This is a genomic window from Haemophilus sp. HMSC071C11 (assembly GCF_001837655.1).
Classification (GTDB): domain Bacteria; phylum Pseudomonadota; class Gammaproteobacteria; order Enterobacterales; family Pasteurellaceae; genus Haemophilus; species Haemophilus influenzae.
Genome location: NZ_KV833406.1, coordinates 1 through 17,137, shown reverse-complemented (window position 1 = coordinate 17,137; position 17,137 = coordinate 1). Strand labels below are relative to the sequence as shown.

Genomic DNA, 17,137 nt, shown 5'->3' with positions numbered 1-17,137 from the left:
TACTTTTTATATTTAGCTATAACCCCTCAATCGCTTTATACTGCTCTTGGATTTTCTCTAATCCAGATTGGTATTCCGCTTGTTTTTCGCGTTCTTTCGCAATCACTGCTTCAGGTGCTTTAGCCACAAAAGATTCATTGCTAAGTTTATTCTCGATGCGTTTAACTTCGTTTTGATATTTTTCAATCTCTTTGGTTAAACGGGCAAGCTCTGCTTCTTTATTGATAAAGCCAGCCATTGGCACAAGCAATTCAGCATTGCCAACAAGTTTCGCTACCGCAAGCGGTGCAGTTTCGTTTGCGGCTAACACTTGAACGTTGTCTAACTTCGCCATAGCTTTTAAAAGAGCGGTCTGTTTTTCGAGAATTTTTGCGTTTTCTGCGCTTAAATTACGGAATAACAGATCTAAGCCTTTGCTTGGTGCGATGTTGCTTTCTGCACGAATATTACGCACCGCAACGATCACTTCTTTTAACCACTCAATTTCAGCTTCTGCTTCTGGAGCAAAGCCGTTTTCTTCCACTTGTGGGAAAGGTTGTAACATAATGCTGTCAGCCGTAATGCCGACAAAGCCTTTCACTTTTTGCCAAATTTCTTCGGTAATAAATGGAATCAGCGGATGCGCTAAACGTAATAATTTTTCTAGCACATGAACCAAAGTTTGGCTTGCTGCACGGATTTGTGCTGCATTACCGTTTGCAAATACTGGTTTAGTCAATTCTAAATACCAGTCGCAGAATTGGTTCCAGGTAAATTCATAAATCGCATTGGCACAAAGGTCAAAACGATATTGGCTTAATGAATTACGGAAAGTTTCCACTGTGCGATTGAATTCCGATTGAATCCAACGATCCGCTAATGAAAATTCGATCTCGCCTTCGCTTAAATCTAATTTGTCATTCGTTAATACGAAACGGCTTGCATTCCATAATTTATTACAGAAGTTGCGGTAGCCTTCTAAACGTTTCATATCCCAGTTGATATCACGACCGTTTGAAGCCAACGCAGCTAATGTGAAACGCAATGCGTCTGTACCGTGAGCAGCAATACCGTCCGTAAATTCTTTACGGGTTGCTTTAGCAATTTTCTCTGCTAATTGCGGCTGCATCATGTTGGCAGTACGTTTCTCAAGTAAATCTTCAAGGCTGATACCGTCAATCATATCGATTGGATCAAGTACGTTACCTTTCGATTTCGACATTTTTTGACCTTGCTCATCACGGATCAAGCCTGTTACGTACACCGTTTTGAATGGCACTTGTGGTTTGCCATTTTCATCTTTCACAAAATGCATCGTAAACATAATCATACGCGCAACCCAGAAGAAGATGATATCGAAGCCGGTAATCAACACATCCGTTGGGTGGAACATTTTGAGCTCTTTGGTTTGCTCTGGCCAGCCTAAGGTAGAGAACGTCCATAAGCCTGATGAGAACCATGTGTCTAACACATCTTCATCTTGCTTGAGTTCAACCGCAGAATCTAAATTGTATTTTGACCGCACTTCTTCTTCGTTACGCGCGACATAAACATTACCTTCCGCGTCATACCACGCTGGAATACGGTGTCCCCACCAAAGTTGGCGAGAGATACACCAATCTTGAATATCACGCATCCAAGAGAAGTAAAGATTTTCATATTGTTTCGGCACAAATTGGATTTCGCCATCTTCCACTGCTTTAATCGCTACATCAGCAAGCGGTTTTACGCTCACATACCATTGGTCTGTAAGCATTGGCTCGATTGGCACACCACCACGGTCGCCATAAGGCACTTTCAAATCGTGTGGTTTAATTTCATCTAAAAGCCCTAACGCTTCAAAATCTGCCACGATTTTTTTACGTGCAGCAAAACGCTCTAAGCCACGGTAATCCGCAGGAATAATCGCTTCATAGTCTGCAAGTGGTTTTCCGTCAGTACCGATAATTTCCGCTTCATCACGAATATCTGCGTTTAAGGTTAATACATTGACCATCGGCAAGCTGTGACGTTTACCCACTTCATAGTCGTTAAAGTCGTGCGCAGGCGTAATTTTCACCACACCAGTACCGAATTCACGATCCACATATTCATCCGCAATAATCGGAATTTCACGGTTTGCAAGCGGTAGAATTACCGTCTTACCTTGCAAATCTTTGTAGCGTTCATCTTCAGGATGCACAGCCACCGCCGTATCGCCCAACATAGTTTCTGGACGCGTGGTTGCCACCACTAAATAATCTTTACCATCTGCCGTTTTTGCACCGTTTGCTAACGGATAACGGAAATGCCAAAGAGAACCTTTGCTCTCTTTGTTTTCTACTTCTAAATCAGAAATCGCGGTGTGAAGTTTTGGGTCCCAGTTTACTAAGCGTTTGCCACGGTAAATCAAACCTTCTTCGTGCAAACGAACAAACACTTCTTTTACCGCATTGGATAACCCCTCGTCCATAGTAAAACGCTCACGTTCCCAGTCGATTGAGTTACCTAAACGACGCATTTGTTGGCTGATTGTGCCGCCTGAATAAGCTTTCCAGTCCCAAATTTTGTTGATGAATGCTTCACGACCATAATCGTGGCGAGTTTTGCCTTCTTCTGCAGCGATTTTACGCTCCACCACCATTTGGGTTGCAATACCCGCGTGGTCTGTCCCCGCTTGCCATAAGGTGTTATGCCCTTCCATACGGTTAAAACGGATTAAGGTATCCATTAAGGTTTGTTGGAAAGCATGCCCCATATGCAAAGAACCCGTGACGTTCGGCGGCGGAATCGCAATGCAATAGCTCGGCACATTTTCATTTTCAGACGGTTTAAAATAACCGCTCTCTTCCCAATGTTGATAAAGGGCTTGTTCTACCGCAGACGGATTAAAACGATCTGCCATTTGGAGGTTTTTTGTCATTGTTTACTCTTTTACTTATTTTACTAATTTCTAAATATCAAATAACTCTGTTGGATCAATTTTGAATTGCAACATATTTGCGGTTTCTCTAGCATTATCTCCCCCTTTTCTTTGAATAGTTACTCGACCAAAGTTAATAGAGCCTCTTGGGGAAAGAGAAATATCACCTGAACCATAGTGTTGTAAAACCTCATTAATATTTCTCAATATCCATCTTGCATTATTACTTACTTTTTGTGCTACAAGTACCCATTCAGCGGCAAAATCGCCTCTTCCTCTTAATATATCGGTTAGCACAAGAACTCTGTTCTTTTCTAGCCAATCAAGAACGATATTTTGCTCTTCTTGAGAAAATTCTGTCATAAACATTCTTCGCTTATCTTTTGTATTTGAATGATATGGAGGAAGTTCACCCGTAAAATGTTTTAATATTCTTAATAGATTATCATCAAATTTCCACATTTCCTGATAATGAGCAAGCCAGCGTTTATCTATCTGATTAAAACCACGTTTATTACTAACGAGCTTAACTTGAATATTATGAATATCTAACGCGTCTTTATAAAAAACTAAAACTTGAACATTTATATCTGATTTATATCCACTTAATACAACAGCTTTAACAGATTTGATTTCATCTAAGTTATGTCCCATTGTAACTAACCAATCTTGGGCTTCTGAATTCTCTTTCCAATTTTCAAATCTATCTGCAATATCTTTTTCGTTTTTAAAACCATCTTTAGCTGTTTTAGATCCTAATTCTACCAGATTCATTTTATTTACCTTTATTTATAGAGATTAGTAATTTTTCTGCGATTTTCTGTATTACATTAACCGTCATCGCATTTCCAGCTTGGGATAAAATCTTACTATCGGGTAATTTATAATCAATGGCTTTTTGAGCAATCTCTTTCGGAAATCCTTGTAATAATAAAGCCTCGTAACCACTTAACTTATATAATTGATTATCCTTGACATATAAAATCCCGTGCCTACCTGTTCTAAGCGTTGGTATTTTATTTTCATAGATCCGTAAATCTGACTGTCTCCAATCTATTACCTGATAATTTTTCTCATATATTTGATCTAAACTTATTCTATCCTTATTGTATTTATTATTAATATAATTTTCAAAAGTTTTATTTATCAAAAATTTATATTTACCATCCCCAATTAAATAATTTGACAACTCATTTTCATTATTGCTTTTAGGCTCAGGAAAGACATAATCAGAATGATGTATATCTTTTCTTATTCCAACAAAATAGATCCTTTCTCTCATTTGTGGCGTACCATAAAATTGACTATCTAATACTTTATAATACACATCATAGTTACAACTTTCTAATATTTCTAAGATTGATTTTAAAGTTTCACCTTGGTTATGATTTACTAATCCCTTAACATTTTCTAAAATAAAAAATGGTACTTTTTTCACTTTCAAAATATTGCTTAAATAATATATTATTTGCCCTCTATTATCTAGAAAACCATCTCTTTTCCCAATGATAGAAAATGTTTGGCAAGGAAATCCTGCAATCATTAAATCAAAATCAGGTAAAGATTTTGGAGCAAGTTGAGTTAAATCACCTAAATTACGACTATCATTAAAAAATATTTCATATGTTTTTGCAGGATTAAGATCGACTTCGCTATGAGCAATACATTCCATTCCGTTAAACTCTAAGCCTAATCGCCCCCCACCAATACCTGCACAAAAATCAATAAACCTTAGTTTTTCCATTAAAAATCTCCTGAACTAAAAAATAGTTTTATTTTGCATACCTATAATTTTTCTGAATTACCAAGGCTGATGTTCAATAATAATCTCATCTTACTTTTGAAAAGTTACTACCTTATCTTTTATTTTTCTTTCAAAGAACTATTTAATAAAATTTTATTCGTGTAGTTTGCATAAAATGAAATCTCTTTACTCACTAATTTTAAACCCTAACAATAAAATCTCATCAATAACAATTTATACCACTCAACTAATTCCTCAGCAATTTGCGTAATTCTCTTATCATAAAAATGAAAAATAACTCCAGGCATTTCACCCGAGTTATCATAAATTAACGCTTCATCACAAGATAAAAGGGCTGTTATTAAATTCTCTCGACTGATATTAAAACGTTGTCGAATGGTTTGCTCATCAATAAAATGACCACCTGTTTTAACCCTTGCTTTTACACGATCTAAATTAATAGAAACTTTATTAAAGCCAATATAATTTAAATGCACATAAAAGCCACTTTATTTCGCCGTTTTCATTCTTTGAATAATTTAATTACCTGAAAGTGTCGATTTCATGGAAAAATCAATATGTTGCTTAATAGCAAAACGAAATAGCCCTATCGCTTTTCTGCCTGCATCAATATCAGCAAGTCTTGGATTTTGAGGATTAATCTGCATTGCAATATGATCAGAATCAATCACAATTTGCACAGCATCTTGGTTAAAAGAACGTAAAGTACTTTTTCCCGAACCATTTGTTCCACAATAAAAAATCGCTTTATTTTGCATAACCCACAATTTTTTCCGAACCATCAGGATAATGCTCGACTATCTTGCCATCAGTTTTTTGAAAGGTAACCACCTCGTGATTCATTTTTTCTTTCATCCAAACTGAAAATAACGCTTTAAGTTGTTTCTGTTGTTGAATAATTTTCTCACGTTCAGTCATCAATTATCCTCTTTAATTAATTCAAAACCTACTGCTCAATACTCAAAATTGAAAGCGTTGATAAAAGGCAATATCGTTCATTTATTAACCCACGTTTTCAGTAGAAAGATTCCAACCTTGCAGACGTAATTGTTTATAACGTTCTCGAGCTTGTGTTTTTAAGACGTCATCTTTCGGTACAAAATCAATAATTTGGGTAAAACTATGGCTAAAATCTGGAATTTCTTGTTGCAAATTAATTAACACATCACGGCGTTGTAAATTTCGTTTCTCAAGCCATGAAATTTCAATTGGTGTGGGATATTGTGTTGCCTCACCTGATAAATTATGCGGAACAAATTCATTGGGATCTCGTTGCCACAAAAGTTCATCAATTTCTAATGCTTGGCTCTCACTTTCGCAACTAATTAGTACTTTTTTCCCTGAACGCCATATTGAAGCAGCAAGATTACAGGCTATTTCTTCGACAGTTAAAGTACAATTTTCCGTAAGAATATAAAATTGTGCAGTTTTTGCCATTTTAGCCCCGTTATTTTCTCAATCTTGCCCCATATAAAACTGAGAATTTTAACGAAAAAACCTTAGAAGATAAATAATTAAATAGATATTATTAAAAATAATTCATTGTAATTGATTAGATAAACAGGGTGTTTGATGCGGATAGACATCAAATGCAAAGCGAGTATCTTCTTCGTCTAATGGAATACTGTTTAATAAATGGGCTGTTTGTCCAGCAAGTTTAGTTACGGTTTCCACACCTGTATAAGACGCTGGCAATAAAGAGGTAACAAACATTTGATTAAGATTAGTCCCTTGTAAAATAGGGGCAAGGGTTAAAGCAAGTTGGCTTATTTATGGATAAGGCAAACTAACAATGTTACGTTGTCTTAGTTCTAAAAGCTGTGATTCATTTACCGTTGGGACAACAACTGGCATATCCGAAAGCGCACTACAAACGCCTAACACATAAATGACAATTCTACTGATATCACAAATAAGGTTACTTTATTTTCTCTATGCTATAAAATAACCTGCATTATTTTGTTTTAACCAAAACCAAGAACGAAATAATTACACCAGCAATTATTGATTTACTGAAAAAACAAAAGATTGCTTTTACTTGTATACTTATAATCACGATCCGAATAATCAACATTAAAATTGAGGAGTAATAATGAACATTGTATTTACACTAGATTGTAATTTTGCTAGTCACTTAGACACCGTACTAAAATCCCTTTGCTACCATCATAATAACATCAATATTTATGTAATACACGATGGTATTCCTGCTGAAAGTTTAGAAAAATTAAAAATGCATTGTGCTAAATTTGATAACACACTGTACGATATTCAATTTAATATTAATCAATTCTCATTTCCAACTGTAATATCTCCTGCTCACATCCAAAGCACTGCTTCATTATTCCGTTTATATCTTCATCAAATTTTACCTCAGCATATTGAACGAGTTATTTATCTTGATATGGATCTTATTATTCATCAGGCTATAGACGAATTATGGGATATTAATTTAGAAGATAGCTTAATTGCGGGTGTGAGTGACTTTTTTTCTGAATATTTATGGGAACATCCATTTTATGAAAAACAGCAATATATTAATACGGGAGTGATGTTAATTAATCTAAATAAATGGCGAGAAAATAACATTGAGCAGTATTTTATTGAGTACGCTGCCAAATATGGTGAATTTTTTGTGTATGGAGATCAAGATGTTATTAATTTTAGCATACCTACGAATTTGATTAAATTATTACCTGTAAAATTTAATATTCAGGTTAAATTTATTGAATATTTATGGATGGAACATAAAGAGAAAATAAAATTTACTCCGCATATTATTCACTACATTGGTAGCAACAAACCTTGGTTAAAGGAACATTCAGCTAACTCTCCTCGTTTTTATAATGAAGAATACTTGTTTTATCATCATCTTTCTTGGGATAATCTTAGACAGACAGACAGACAGACAGACAGACAGACAGAAAAATATAACCCAATTGCCTTGTATGTCAAAGTGCGGTTAATTTTGACCGCATTTTTTCTTTTGGAAGGAAAATTACATTGAGTTTATTTTATATTTAATCCATATCTTACCTAGCATTTTGTGATCTACATCATAAAACCAACATAAAATTATCGCTTGAACAAAACAAAATCGCTACTATATACCCTAAATTTTGTTATTCCACCTTTTCAAAACTAACGGAGTATTTTATGGCATTTCGTATTGAAAAAGACACAATGGGTGAAGTTCAAGTTCCAGCAGATAAATACTGGGCTGCACAAACTGAACGTTCACGCAATAACTTTAAAATTGGCCCAGCCGCATCAATGCCACATGAAATTATCGAAGCTTTTGGCTATTTGAAAAAAGCAGCCGCATTTGCTAATCATGATTTAGGTGTATTACCTCTTGAAAAACGTGATTTAATTGCTCTGGCTTGTGACGAAATTTTAGCAAATAAATTAGATGATCAATTCCCACTTGTTATTTGGCAAACTGGTTCTGGTACACAATCTAATATGAATGTGAACGAAGTAGTTGCCAATCGTGCACATGTGATAAACGGTGGAAAATTAGGTGAAAAATCTATTATTCACCCAAATGACGATGTGAACAAATCACAATCTTCAAATGATACTTTCCCAACGGCAATGCACATTGCGGCATATAAAAAAGTAGTTGAGCACACCATTCCTTGTGTTGAACGTTTACAAAAAACTTTTGCGGCAAAATCTGAAGCCTTCAAAAACGTGGTAAAAATTGGCCGCACTCACTTAATGGATGCAACGCCACTCACATTAGGTCAAGAATTTTCGGCTTATGCAGCTCAATTAGATTTCGGCTTAAAAGCATTAAAAAATACGCTGCCACATTTAAGCCAATTAGCATTGGGTGGAACTGCGGTTGGCACAGGTTTGAATACGCCGAAAGGCTATGATGTTAAAGTGGCAGATTACATTGCAAAATTCACCACACTTCCGTTTGTCACTGCAGATAATAAATTTGAAGCATTAGCCGCTCATGATGCGATTGTTGAAACTCACGGTGCATTACGTCAATTAGCAATGAGTTTATTTAAAATTGCGAACGATATTCGTCTATTAGCATCAGGCCCTCGTTCGGGAATTGGCGAAATTTTAATTCCTGAAAATGAACCAGGTTCTTCAATTATGCCAGGTAAAGTAAACCCAACTCAATGCGAAGCGATGACAATGGTCTGTGCACAAGTATTTGGTAATGACACTACAATCGCATTTGTGGGTTCACAAGGTCACTTCCAATTAAATGTGTTCAACCCTGTGATGATTGCAAACTTCTTACAATCTGCTCAATTATTGGGCGATGCTTGCGTATCTTTCGATGAACACTGTGCAGTGGGTATTGAGCCAAACTATCCACGCATTAAACAACAACTTGAAAATTCATTGATGCTGGTGACCGCACTTAATACGAATATCGGTTATGAAAATGCAGCTAAAATTGCAAAAACCGCACACAAAAATGGCACCACATTACGTGAAGAAGCGATTAATTTAGGTTTAGTGTCTGCCGAAGATTTTGATAAATGGGTTCGCCCAGAAGATATGGTGGGTAGCTTAAAATAATTCATCGCACAAATTAACATTACAACGATCAAAGGCGAGTAAAATTACTCGCCTTTTTACTGATTTCTAATTTGCTTTTTGATGCGGTTTGTTATAATCAACAAAATTTTATTCACGGCTATTTATTATGAAAATGAAATCCCTTTTTGTGGCAATGATAACGTTTTTTTCTGCCGCACCTTTTGCTCATTGGCAACCCATCGGAAATGCCGAATACACTTGGGGGCCGTTCCATGTTTATACCATTGGTTTGTTTTCTGAAACTGGCACTTATCAAGAAAATGAACGTCCATTAATGCTCTCTTTCAAATATGAAAAACCCATTGAAGGAAAAAATTTTGCGATTACGCTCATTAAAGAAATCGAAACCTTAAAACTTAATGATGGCGATACTCAAAGCTGGCTTAAAGAAATGCAAGCGACCTTTCCTGATTTCTCACCAAACGATATTTTGAACTATATTGCCTTACCCGATAGAGGCTACTTCGTCTTAAATGATACAGTTTTAGAACACGATTTTGATGCTAAATTTAATCAAGCATTTATCGGCATTTGGCTTGCACCGAATAGTACTTTTGTAAAACTTCAGCCACAATTATTAGGCAAAACGAAAAGCAATCATGAAGCGACAGAGTTTTATCTCAAACCTGAAATTGAATCCTTTGATGAACAAGATTCTACACCTGAATTACCGCCAAATTATTTATTAGATAGTCAGAAAAAATCTCAAGGATAAATTCAGTTTTTTATATTTTGTGCCATAAAAAATACCTGTTTCCCAATAAATTATTATCAAGAAAACCGGTATTTATTATTTGAACATTCTCTATCTGACTAAAATTTTTCCCAAACTGGGATAACGCTATCAACTAAATCTAAATTTTTTCCTAACTCAATCCAGCCACAAGGGAAATGAAAATCGGAGCCAACGGATCCCAGCAGATTAAATTCTTTTGCCCAACGAGCAAGCATTTGACGCTGATCTTTTGTTTGACCACAATCCGCCATTTCCATTCCATCACCGCCCCAAGCCTTAAAATCGACTATCAGCTTACGCACCCATTTCCCCGTCATGTTATAACGTAATGGATGCGCAATAACGGCTACACCGCCTGCGGCATGGATTGTCTCAATCGCTGTGGGAATATCAGCCCATTCAGCTTTAACAAATGCCGATTTTCCTTGCCCTAAATAGCGTTTAAAAGCCTGACCATCATTAGATACCTTACCAATCTGCACCAAATAACGTGCGTAATGAGCACGCGTAACTTCACCATCAGCTAAGGCTTTTGCCCCGTCATAAGCATTAGGAATCCCTGCTTTTTCTAATTTATCGCCAATTTCCACCGCTCTTTTTTCCCGTAATGCTTTTTGACTTTGCAAAAGTGCGGTCATTTTTGGATGAGTTTTATCGAAGTTTAATCCTACAATATGGATCCCTCGCCCTTCCCAATTTGTCGAAATTTCTACTCCAGTAATCAATTCAATGCCTACTTCTTTCGCTGCAATCTCAGCTTCATCAATGCCCGCAATCGTATCGTGATCGCATAATGCCAACACGTTCACGCCTTGCGCATAAGCACGATGCACTAATTCGGTTGGACTCAACACTCCATCTGATTCGGTGCTGTGGCAATGTAAATCGTATTTTTTTGCCATTATTTAATATTTTTTACTAATTCTTTTACTAATTTTGGACCGTGATAAATCAATCCTGAATAAACTTGCAACAACTCGGCGCCAGCCTCAATTTTCTCTTGCGCATTTTGCAAACCATCAATGCCACCGCTACCAATAATGGGAATCTGACCTTTCAGTTCTTGATGTAATCGCTTAATAATCTCTGTGCTTTTATGCTGCAACGGCTTTCCACTTAATCCGCCTTGCTGTTCGGCATTTTTCATCCCCATCACAGTATCACGAGAAATTGTAGTATTCGTTGCAATAACGCCATCCATTTTATGACGAACCAACGTATCCGCAATTTGCACTAATTCACTTTCCGTTAAATCTGGTGCAATTTTTACCGCAATCGGCACATATTTATTGTATTGGTTTGCCAAAATAGTCTGACGATCCTTGATGCTTCGCAATAAATCATCGAAATAATCACCATATTGTAATTGACGCAAATCTGGTGTATTGGGAGATGAAATATTCACCGTAATATAACCTGCGTAGTTATAGGCTTTGTTCAAACAGAAAATATAATCATCTTTGCCTTGTTCCAAAGGTGTGAATTTATTCTTACCAATATTGATGCCTATCACACCTTTATAACGGGCGTTTTTCACATTTTCTATAAGATAGTCAATACCATTATTATTAAAACCATTACGGTTAATAATGCCTTCAGCTTCAATCAAGCGAAACTGACGTGGCTTTGCATTCCCATCTTGTGCAACGGGCGTGACAGTTCCCAGTTCTAAAAAACCAAAACCCAATGCACCAAAGCCCTCAATCGCATCGCCATTTTTATCTGCCCCTGCCGCCAATCCAATGGGATTAGGGAAATTCACACCCATTACCGTTTTCGGAAAGCCTTTTGGAGCATGAATAAGAGATTTTAAGATCGGTTGAAATAAAGGATTACCTGCTAATTTCAAGCATTGAATCGTGAAATCATGAGCCTTTTCAGCATCCATTTGGAAAATGCCGTGACGGAATAATTGATACATACTCGTTTATCTCTCAGGATAGTTTACTGTAAGAAAAGTGCGGTCAATTTTCACCGCACTTTAAAGGTAAGGTTGCTCGTATTCTACGAGGAACAAAAATGATGTGCAAATAATAAAGAAATAATTAATGGAAAATATTGTAAAATTAAGCTCTACACGAGCATTACAACGATTTCTCTGTGCGAGCGACCTTTTTAATGCCGTCTTCTTTTAAGCCTAGTTCTGTAGCAAGGTAATCAAATACCCCAACTTTAGAAATGGTTGCGGGCACAACTAAAAAACCATCTTTAGTGATGGTTCTTTGTGTAGCTGCTTGAGTGGTTTTGTCTGTAAATTTCATTTATTTACCCCAATAAAAAACTCGGCAATTTCAGGCCGAGTTGAATTTAGTATCTTAAGAGTGATAAAATAAGCCAAGCCACAGGCAATAGGGCATAGCACGTTTCGGACGTTAAGCAGACGCCATTTGTGAGTCAAGCACTATGCGGAGCTTGTGGCTTTCTTTTTCCTTTTAATCCACATTGTTTTAACTGCAATCTTCTTGTGTCTCTTCCTAACTTCCTGCACGCTGAATATTTCGTCATCAATCTCTTTTTTAATCAAAAACGTTTCATTCCCTGAATCGCTTGTCCCAGTGTACTCAATGCTATCAAATGCGGAGACAACCAAAGGCAATAATAAAATGTCTTTTTTTGTAACGGCTCTTTGCCCTCGTTTATTTTCCGCTTTTTCGTTTCCATGTTGTTTCAATATGTGTCGGATGCTTGATTCATCAATACTGTGTTGCCAATCTGTAATATCCAAACCAATACTCTCTTTCGCTAACGTAATTAATTCAGAATTAACCCCACCAAAGTTAGAAAATGACTTATTACCACCTCCACCGATAGAGCTTTCAAATAACTCATCGAGATCCATTTTCCCTGTCTTATTAGGTTCTGCGGCCTGGTAGCTTAATTCGGTTTCTTCTGATTTTAAGTTAACTACATCATCAAGCACTGGAATCTGAACGCATCGACAATTAACATCATGACCAGGGTGACCAGTATCGGCAGGCGGATTGGCATATTCGAATATCTGCCCATCTTTTTCCGCATGGCTTTCTCGCACACGCTCATCACCCGATGTTGACCACATGTATTTTTTTATACCAACCTCTTCATGTCTCGCTTGCGTTAAGGCGGCATTTAATTTTGAGGACTGGTCTCGAGCAATAAACATCGCTCGTTTTTCGGTTGTTTTACCTAAGTCTTTTACTTGTGCTGCAAGGTCTTTATTTAAAGAACCCCGAACCATTGCTTGCATGACGGTATTTTGCACTTTATCAAGATATTGCGAGCGAATAGACTTGATTAACTGGATATTACCAGCGGTCAATGCATTCACTCTTTCAGCAATATTTGGACTATTGCGTAAATAAGCGGATAAATCGATGCCAGTTTGGTTTTTCAAATTGGTTGATACTTCAGCATGGTTTTGTGCATCACCACGACCAACGAAGCCATTGGCGATATTTTCAGCTTGAGAAATGCGGTCAGATTTTTCGTACTTTTCTAATACTTTCATCAGCGCTTTCGCACTAATCGCCTGGAACCCTTTCGCATCATCCATAAAAAAAGAGCCTTGCGGTTGTTGCATAGCTCTTTCTACATCATCGGTCATCGTTTTGACGAACTGTTTAAGCTGTTGTCTATACCAAAGCTCCGTTCTCTTGCTCATCTTCACTGGCTTGAACTTGCGCATCTTCCGTGTTTTCTGGCTCTTCAAAATTTCCGGCAAATTCATTAACATTTTTCATTTCCTCAATGTCTTCAGCGGAGATATTGGCAAACAAGCCACTTTCGCGCAGTTCGTTTGCTACTTGATATTCATTTACTACGCCATTTTGAATTAACGTATTTGCCGCTGTAGCAAAGGTATTAAGCATATTGACTTGTTGTTCTTGTTTAACCACCGTCAATGGTAAAAACTCAAACCACCAGTCATCAGGTTGCCCACCAAATAATTCATTGCATAGTAATGTATCAAGCACTTCAAGCACAGGACGCAATCTTGTTTCTTGCAATCGATGAATGGATTCGTGGTAGTTTTGAATATCCTCATCTCCACTTGCCAATCCCGAAACAGATTGCCCAAACAAAATGGTGACTGGCATATCTGCCGCACCTGCCACCGCATTGCGAAACTCTGTCAATAAATCTTTTAACCCACCAAAAGATAATTCTTTTCGGTCGTACTCATTTTCCGCATCAAGCAACAGACTATTGGTTGCTGATTTAATCGACTGCACCGCTGAAATAACGTGAGCCACATCATTTTCTAACCCAGCTGAAATCTTGTCAGATAACCCTGCAATTTTGAAAATATCGATTTTACTTTCAAAAATAAGGTCGCCGACATTCGCTGAGGCACTATCAAAGCGTTTAAGTACATCAATAATCTTTTCAAAGTCTGACACACCCCAAACATCATTATCAGATAAAGGTGCATCATTGGCATTGATAATTAATAAACGTGAATGATGCACTAAAACAGATTGTGTGCCGCCAATAATGGTATATTCACTATATCGACCAAAGTTTGGCGAAAACACATCATCATCTCGTTGTCCTGTAGGTGAAATTTTCCATTTAGGTAAGATAATCAACCGCTTTAATCGTTCTGTAGGCTGCAATGGCGAAGTGATGTTAATTGTGTCAGTGACAAGTAATAAACCCACTGCCCCATACAAACTAGACCATTGCAACGCTTTAGTTAATGTCTCACGCAGTTTTAATCTGCGCTCGAGCTTAGTGAACTCGTCTAGCTGTTCAGATTTCAAGTCATTCGAGAAAATATCGCGCCAATTACGCACCATATCTTCCGAACGTTTAATACAAACCTTATTTGCAATCCAGTTATCACGCCATAATGCTTCGATTTGCATTAAGTCATCGGTTAAGCTAAGCCCACGAGCATAATATGTCTGGTCTTGTTTGCTGCCTAACTTTAACGCAAGTGATTTGATGCCATCTAAAATATTCATCTTATAAATCCAGTAGTGATTTAGGTTTTGTCGTGGCGTAGCACATGACTAAAGCATCCGCCATATTTGGAGAAGGTATGCCACGTTTTTTCATATCCTTTTTGCTTTCAACCTTTACCCGCCCGTTATTGTCATAATCAACACGAGGACGTGATAATTCTGCTTTCAAATACTCAAGCTCTTTGATATTGCTCGATAGGCTTATCAGTTCATCGTCAGGGTAAACATCCCCATGCTTTACTGCTCGATAGGTTTTATAGAATCTATCTCGCAACGCCCACCAAGATTGGGCTTTAATGTTCGAAAACATATCTTGATTCTTTTTTCCTTTGATATATTCACGCTCGGGATAAGCAACTGCACCACCAGCATTAAATCCTTCCACTTGTAAAGATTTTGGCAAGCGTTTAAAGTGAGCTTTTACTCCCGCCCCCACGCCAATACTATCGAATATAATCAAATCAGCTTTAAATTTGACCGCACTTTGATTTGTTCGGTTGGCGGAATCAATCACATCGCCATTCTTCCAAACTTCAATGTCAAGCACCACAGAACCGTGAACAAATGCATTATCGTTACTATCCGCACCCTCATCAGCCACATCAAAGCCAACTTTCTTCATTCCTTTAGCGGTAAAACCGAGCTTGAGATGCGCATCCACCGCACATTCAATCCATACAGGCTTAATAATGGCTAAATCGGAATCAGCCACAGGCTCGCCCTCATAAACGTGACGATAAAGTTCATAATCACGCTCACGCATCTGCTCCATATCTTCCATTAATTCTTTCGGAAAATATGGGTTGTCTTGCCAATTCACTAAGACCGATTTACACCGCTCAGGCGGATGAATCACAAAACGCTGATAGGTATCATCAAGAATATTCTTCGGGTTAAAGCTCACAATAATCTGAGAACCGTCTTCACGAATGGTTGGAATCAATATATCCCAACTTTCTTTTGAAACATTCTCGCCTTCTTCTACCCAAACTACATCAATGCCCGTCATTGACTTGATTGATGTGATGTTGGTTTTCAGCCCAGCAAACGTGAAGCGTGAACCGTTTTGCCCGATAATTTGCGTTTTCTGAACATCGAAGAAATTTTGTAGACCTAACATTTCAATCTGATCTGCCAACATCTGAATAACCGAATCAGAAATGGATTTTTGGATCTCACGGCAACACAAAACTCGAACAGGCGATTGATAGGCTCGCAATACTAATGCTCTAGCGATACTAAAACTTTTACCTGAACCTCGCCCACCGTAGAAAATAATAAACGGCCAAATAGATTCAAAGAGCGGTCGGAATTTCGTAGGAAATTGAATATTAAGCTGGCTCATCGCTAAATGTCACATTAATCACAGTAGGTAAGGGCTTGCCATCAGTTGTTACATCAACTTTATTGGTAAACATCCCTAAATGCTTCCCAAGCAATTCAAGGGCTTTATTTGCACCTGTCGGTTCAAAAACGAAACATTCGGTATTAACGCTTTGTGCCGTTCCTTCTTGAGCATTTTTTACCACAGTGGTAATAGTAAGTGGCTTTCTTCCCATACAAATATCACGATACTCTTGCAAGTCCGCAATGATATTATCTAGGGTAAGATTATGGCGTTGTCGGTGCTCTTGTTGAAGCACATCAACCCTTGATCTAATCTTGATCTTATCTAATTCTTTTTTAGCCAATCGGTTTATACTTTCGGACTTCATATCTTGGCAATCATAACTCTGCCGATATGCTTCACTGGCATTCCCCAGCTCAATATAAAGCTGGCAAAATTTTTCTTGTTTAGGTGTTAATCCACGACCAGACGTAGATTTTCCTTTCACGTCTGACATAGGAAATCCTTAAAATACTTGAATAAAACTTATAAAATAGAAAGATGAACCATTTATTAACATTTTATGAAAAAATCATCTTTACCAATCCACTTGAGACAGGTATTCCAGAAGCGGTTGCCAAATTAGCTTTATTGAACGATTATTCTGCATTGCGTGCTTGGCGTGAACACTTAGGTTTAACACAAGCGGAAGTGGCAAGCCGTTTAGGCATTTCTCAAGCTGCTTATTCACAACACGAAAATTCACAGACCTTGCGTAAAAGCACTCGCATTAAAATAGCGACAGCACTTGGCATTAATTCCGCTCAATTAGATTTTTAATCTATTTACCGCCTTTTGCTTGATTAATCCACTTATTAAGATGATCTACTTGGCTTGCGCACTTATCTCG

Annotated in this window: 17 protein-coding genes and 2 pseudogenes; 4 read left to right on the top strand and 15 right to left on the bottom strand. The window is 37.4% G+C overall.

What is annotated here, in order from left to right:
• Nucleotides 1-16: 16 nt before the first annotated feature.
• The 8 genes and pseudogenes from valS to HMPREF2644_RS09375 all read right to left on the bottom strand — a co-directional run.
• The gene (gene valS / locus HMPREF2644_RS03265) at nt 17-2,881 is read right to left on the bottom strand and encodes a valine--tRNA ligase (RefSeq protein WP_070828228.1); all 2,865 of its coding nucleotides are present in this window, start codon (nt 2,879-2,881) and stop codon (nt 17-19) included.
• Between the two features lie 30 nt (nt 2,882-2,911).
• A complete protein-coding gene (locus HMPREF2644_RS03260) occupies nt 2,912-3,655 on the bottom strand; it encodes a PDDEXK family nuclease (RefSeq protein ID WP_038441166.1) in 744 nt (247 codons plus the stop codon).
• A gap of 1 nt (nt 3,656) precedes the next feature.
• Nucleotides 3,657-4,625 (bottom strand): DNA (cytosine-5-)-methyltransferase, encoded by a 969-nt coding sequence (gene dcm, locus HMPREF2644_RS03255; RefSeq protein ID WP_038441168.1) that lies wholly within the window; start codon nt 4,623-4,625, stop codon nt 3,657-3,659.
• Nucleotides 4,626-4,831: 206 nt separating this feature from the next.
• Complete coding sequence (locus HMPREF2644_RS09045; RefSeq protein ID WP_080291967.1) at nt 4,832-5,122, bottom strand: hypothetical protein; 291 nt, start codon at nt 5,120-5,122, stop codon at nt 4,832-4,834.
• 42 nt (nt 5,123-5,164) lie between these two features.
• The gene (locus HMPREF2644_RS09040) at nt 5,165-5,404 is read right to left on the bottom strand and encodes a hypothetical protein (RefSeq protein WP_080358920.1); all 240 of its coding nucleotides are present in this window, start codon (nt 5,402-5,404) and stop codon (nt 5,165-5,167) included.
• Nucleotides 5,394-5,564 carry a hypothetical protein gene (locus HMPREF2644_RS09265; protein ID WP_011961939.1) on the bottom strand — a complete coding sequence of 57 codons (171 nt, stop codon included), beginning with the start codon at nt 5,562-5,564 and terminating at the stop codon, nt 5,394-5,396. The genes HMPREF2644_RS09040 and HMPREF2644_RS09265 overlap by 11 nt, the downstream gene beginning before the upstream one ends.
• Before the next feature lie 84 nt (nt 5,565-5,648).
• The gene (locus HMPREF2644_RS03245) at nt 5,649-6,083 is read right to left on the bottom strand and encodes a DNA polymerase III subunit chi (RefSeq protein ID WP_070828227.1); all 435 of its coding nucleotides are present in this window, start codon (nt 6,081-6,083) and stop codon (nt 5,649-5,651) included.
• 105 nt (nt 6,084-6,188) lie between these two features.
• Nucleotides 6,189-6,542: pseudogene (locus tag HMPREF2644_RS09375) on the bottom strand (oxidoreductase); the annotation flags it as partial.
• A gap of 196 nt (nt 6,543-6,738) precedes the next feature.
• Between HMPREF2644_RS09375 and HMPREF2644_RS03235 the strand changes: the two are divergent.
• The 3 genes from HMPREF2644_RS03235 to HMPREF2644_RS03225 all read left to right on the top strand — a co-directional run bounded on the left by HMPREF2644_RS03235 (nt 6,739) and on the right by HMPREF2644_RS03225 (nt 9,933).
• Nucleotides 6,739-7,653, top strand: coding sequence for a glycosyltransferase family 8 protein (locus tag HMPREF2644_RS03235; RefSeq protein ID WP_044345675.1), 915 nt, complete (start codon nt 6,739-6,741; stop codon nt 7,651-7,653).
• A gap of 149 nt (nt 7,654-7,802) precedes the next feature.
• The gene (gene fumC / locus HMPREF2644_RS03230) at nt 7,803-9,197 is read left to right on the top strand and encodes a class II fumarate hydratase (protein ID WP_005687184.1); all 1,395 of its coding nucleotides are present in this window, start codon (nt 7,803-7,805) and stop codon (nt 9,195-9,197) included.
• Between the two features lie 127 nt (nt 9,198-9,324).
• Entirely contained in the window at nt 9,325-9,933 is a 609-nt protein-coding gene (locus HMPREF2644_RS03225) for a chalcone isomerase family protein (protein ID WP_005656697.1), read from the top strand.
• Between the two features lie 98 nt (nt 9,934-10,031).
• Here the strand turns inward: HMPREF2644_RS03225 and HMPREF2644_RS03220 are convergent, their stop codons facing one another.
• The 7 genes and pseudogenes from HMPREF2644_RS03220 to HMPREF2644_RS03190 form a co-directional block, all read right to left on the bottom strand.
• Nucleotides 10,032-10,856 (bottom strand): RNase RNM, encoded by an 825-nt coding sequence (locus HMPREF2644_RS03220; protein WP_070828226.1) that lies wholly within the window; start codon nt 10,854-10,856, stop codon nt 10,032-10,034.
• The gene (pyrD, locus tag HMPREF2644_RS03215; RefSeq protein WP_005687177.1) at nt 10,856-11,875 is read right to left on the bottom strand and encodes a quinone-dependent dihydroorotate dehydrogenase; all 1,020 of its coding nucleotides are present in this window, start codon (nt 11,873-11,875) and stop codon (nt 10,856-10,858) included. Before pyrD ends, HMPREF2644_RS03220 begins: the two co-directional genes overlap by 1 nt.
• Before the next feature lie 166 nt (nt 11,876-12,041).
• A pseudogene (locus HMPREF2644_RS03210) lies at nt 12,042-12,215 on the bottom strand (DUF2213 domain-containing protein); the annotation flags it as partial.
• A 140-nt stretch (nt 12,216-12,355) separates the two neighbouring features.
• Nucleotides 12,356-13,513, bottom strand: a complete 1,158-nt coding sequence (locus tag HMPREF2644_RS03205; RefSeq protein WP_240323010.1) for a phage minor head protein — start codon at nt 13,511-13,513, stop codon at nt 12,356-12,358.
• Nucleotides 13,514-13,565: 52 nt separating this feature from the next.
• Complete coding sequence (locus HMPREF2644_RS03200; RefSeq protein WP_011272621.1) at nt 13,566-14,900, bottom strand: DUF1073 domain-containing protein; 1,335 nt, start codon at nt 14,898-14,900, stop codon at nt 13,566-13,568.
• A gap of 1 nt (nt 14,901) precedes the next feature.
• On the bottom strand, nt 14,902-16,245 hold the full coding sequence (locus tag HMPREF2644_RS03195) for a PBSX family phage terminase large subunit (RefSeq protein ID WP_011272620.1): 1,344 nt from the start codon (nt 16,243-16,245) through the stop codon (nt 14,902-14,904).
• The gene (locus tag HMPREF2644_RS03190) at nt 16,232-16,744 is read right to left on the bottom strand and encodes a terminase small subunit (RefSeq protein ID WP_011272619.1); all 513 of its coding nucleotides are present in this window, start codon (nt 16,742-16,744) and stop codon (nt 16,232-16,234) included. Before HMPREF2644_RS03190 ends, HMPREF2644_RS03195 begins: the two co-directional genes overlap by 14 nt.
• A 44-nt stretch (nt 16,745-16,788) precedes the next feature.
• Between HMPREF2644_RS03190 and HMPREF2644_RS03185 the strand changes: the two genes are divergently transcribed.
• A complete protein-coding gene (locus HMPREF2644_RS03185; RefSeq protein ID WP_011272618.1) occupies nt 16,789-17,067 on the top strand; it encodes a helix-turn-helix domain-containing protein in 279 nt (92 codons plus the stop codon).
• Nucleotides 17,068-17,137: the final 70 nt, after the last annotated feature.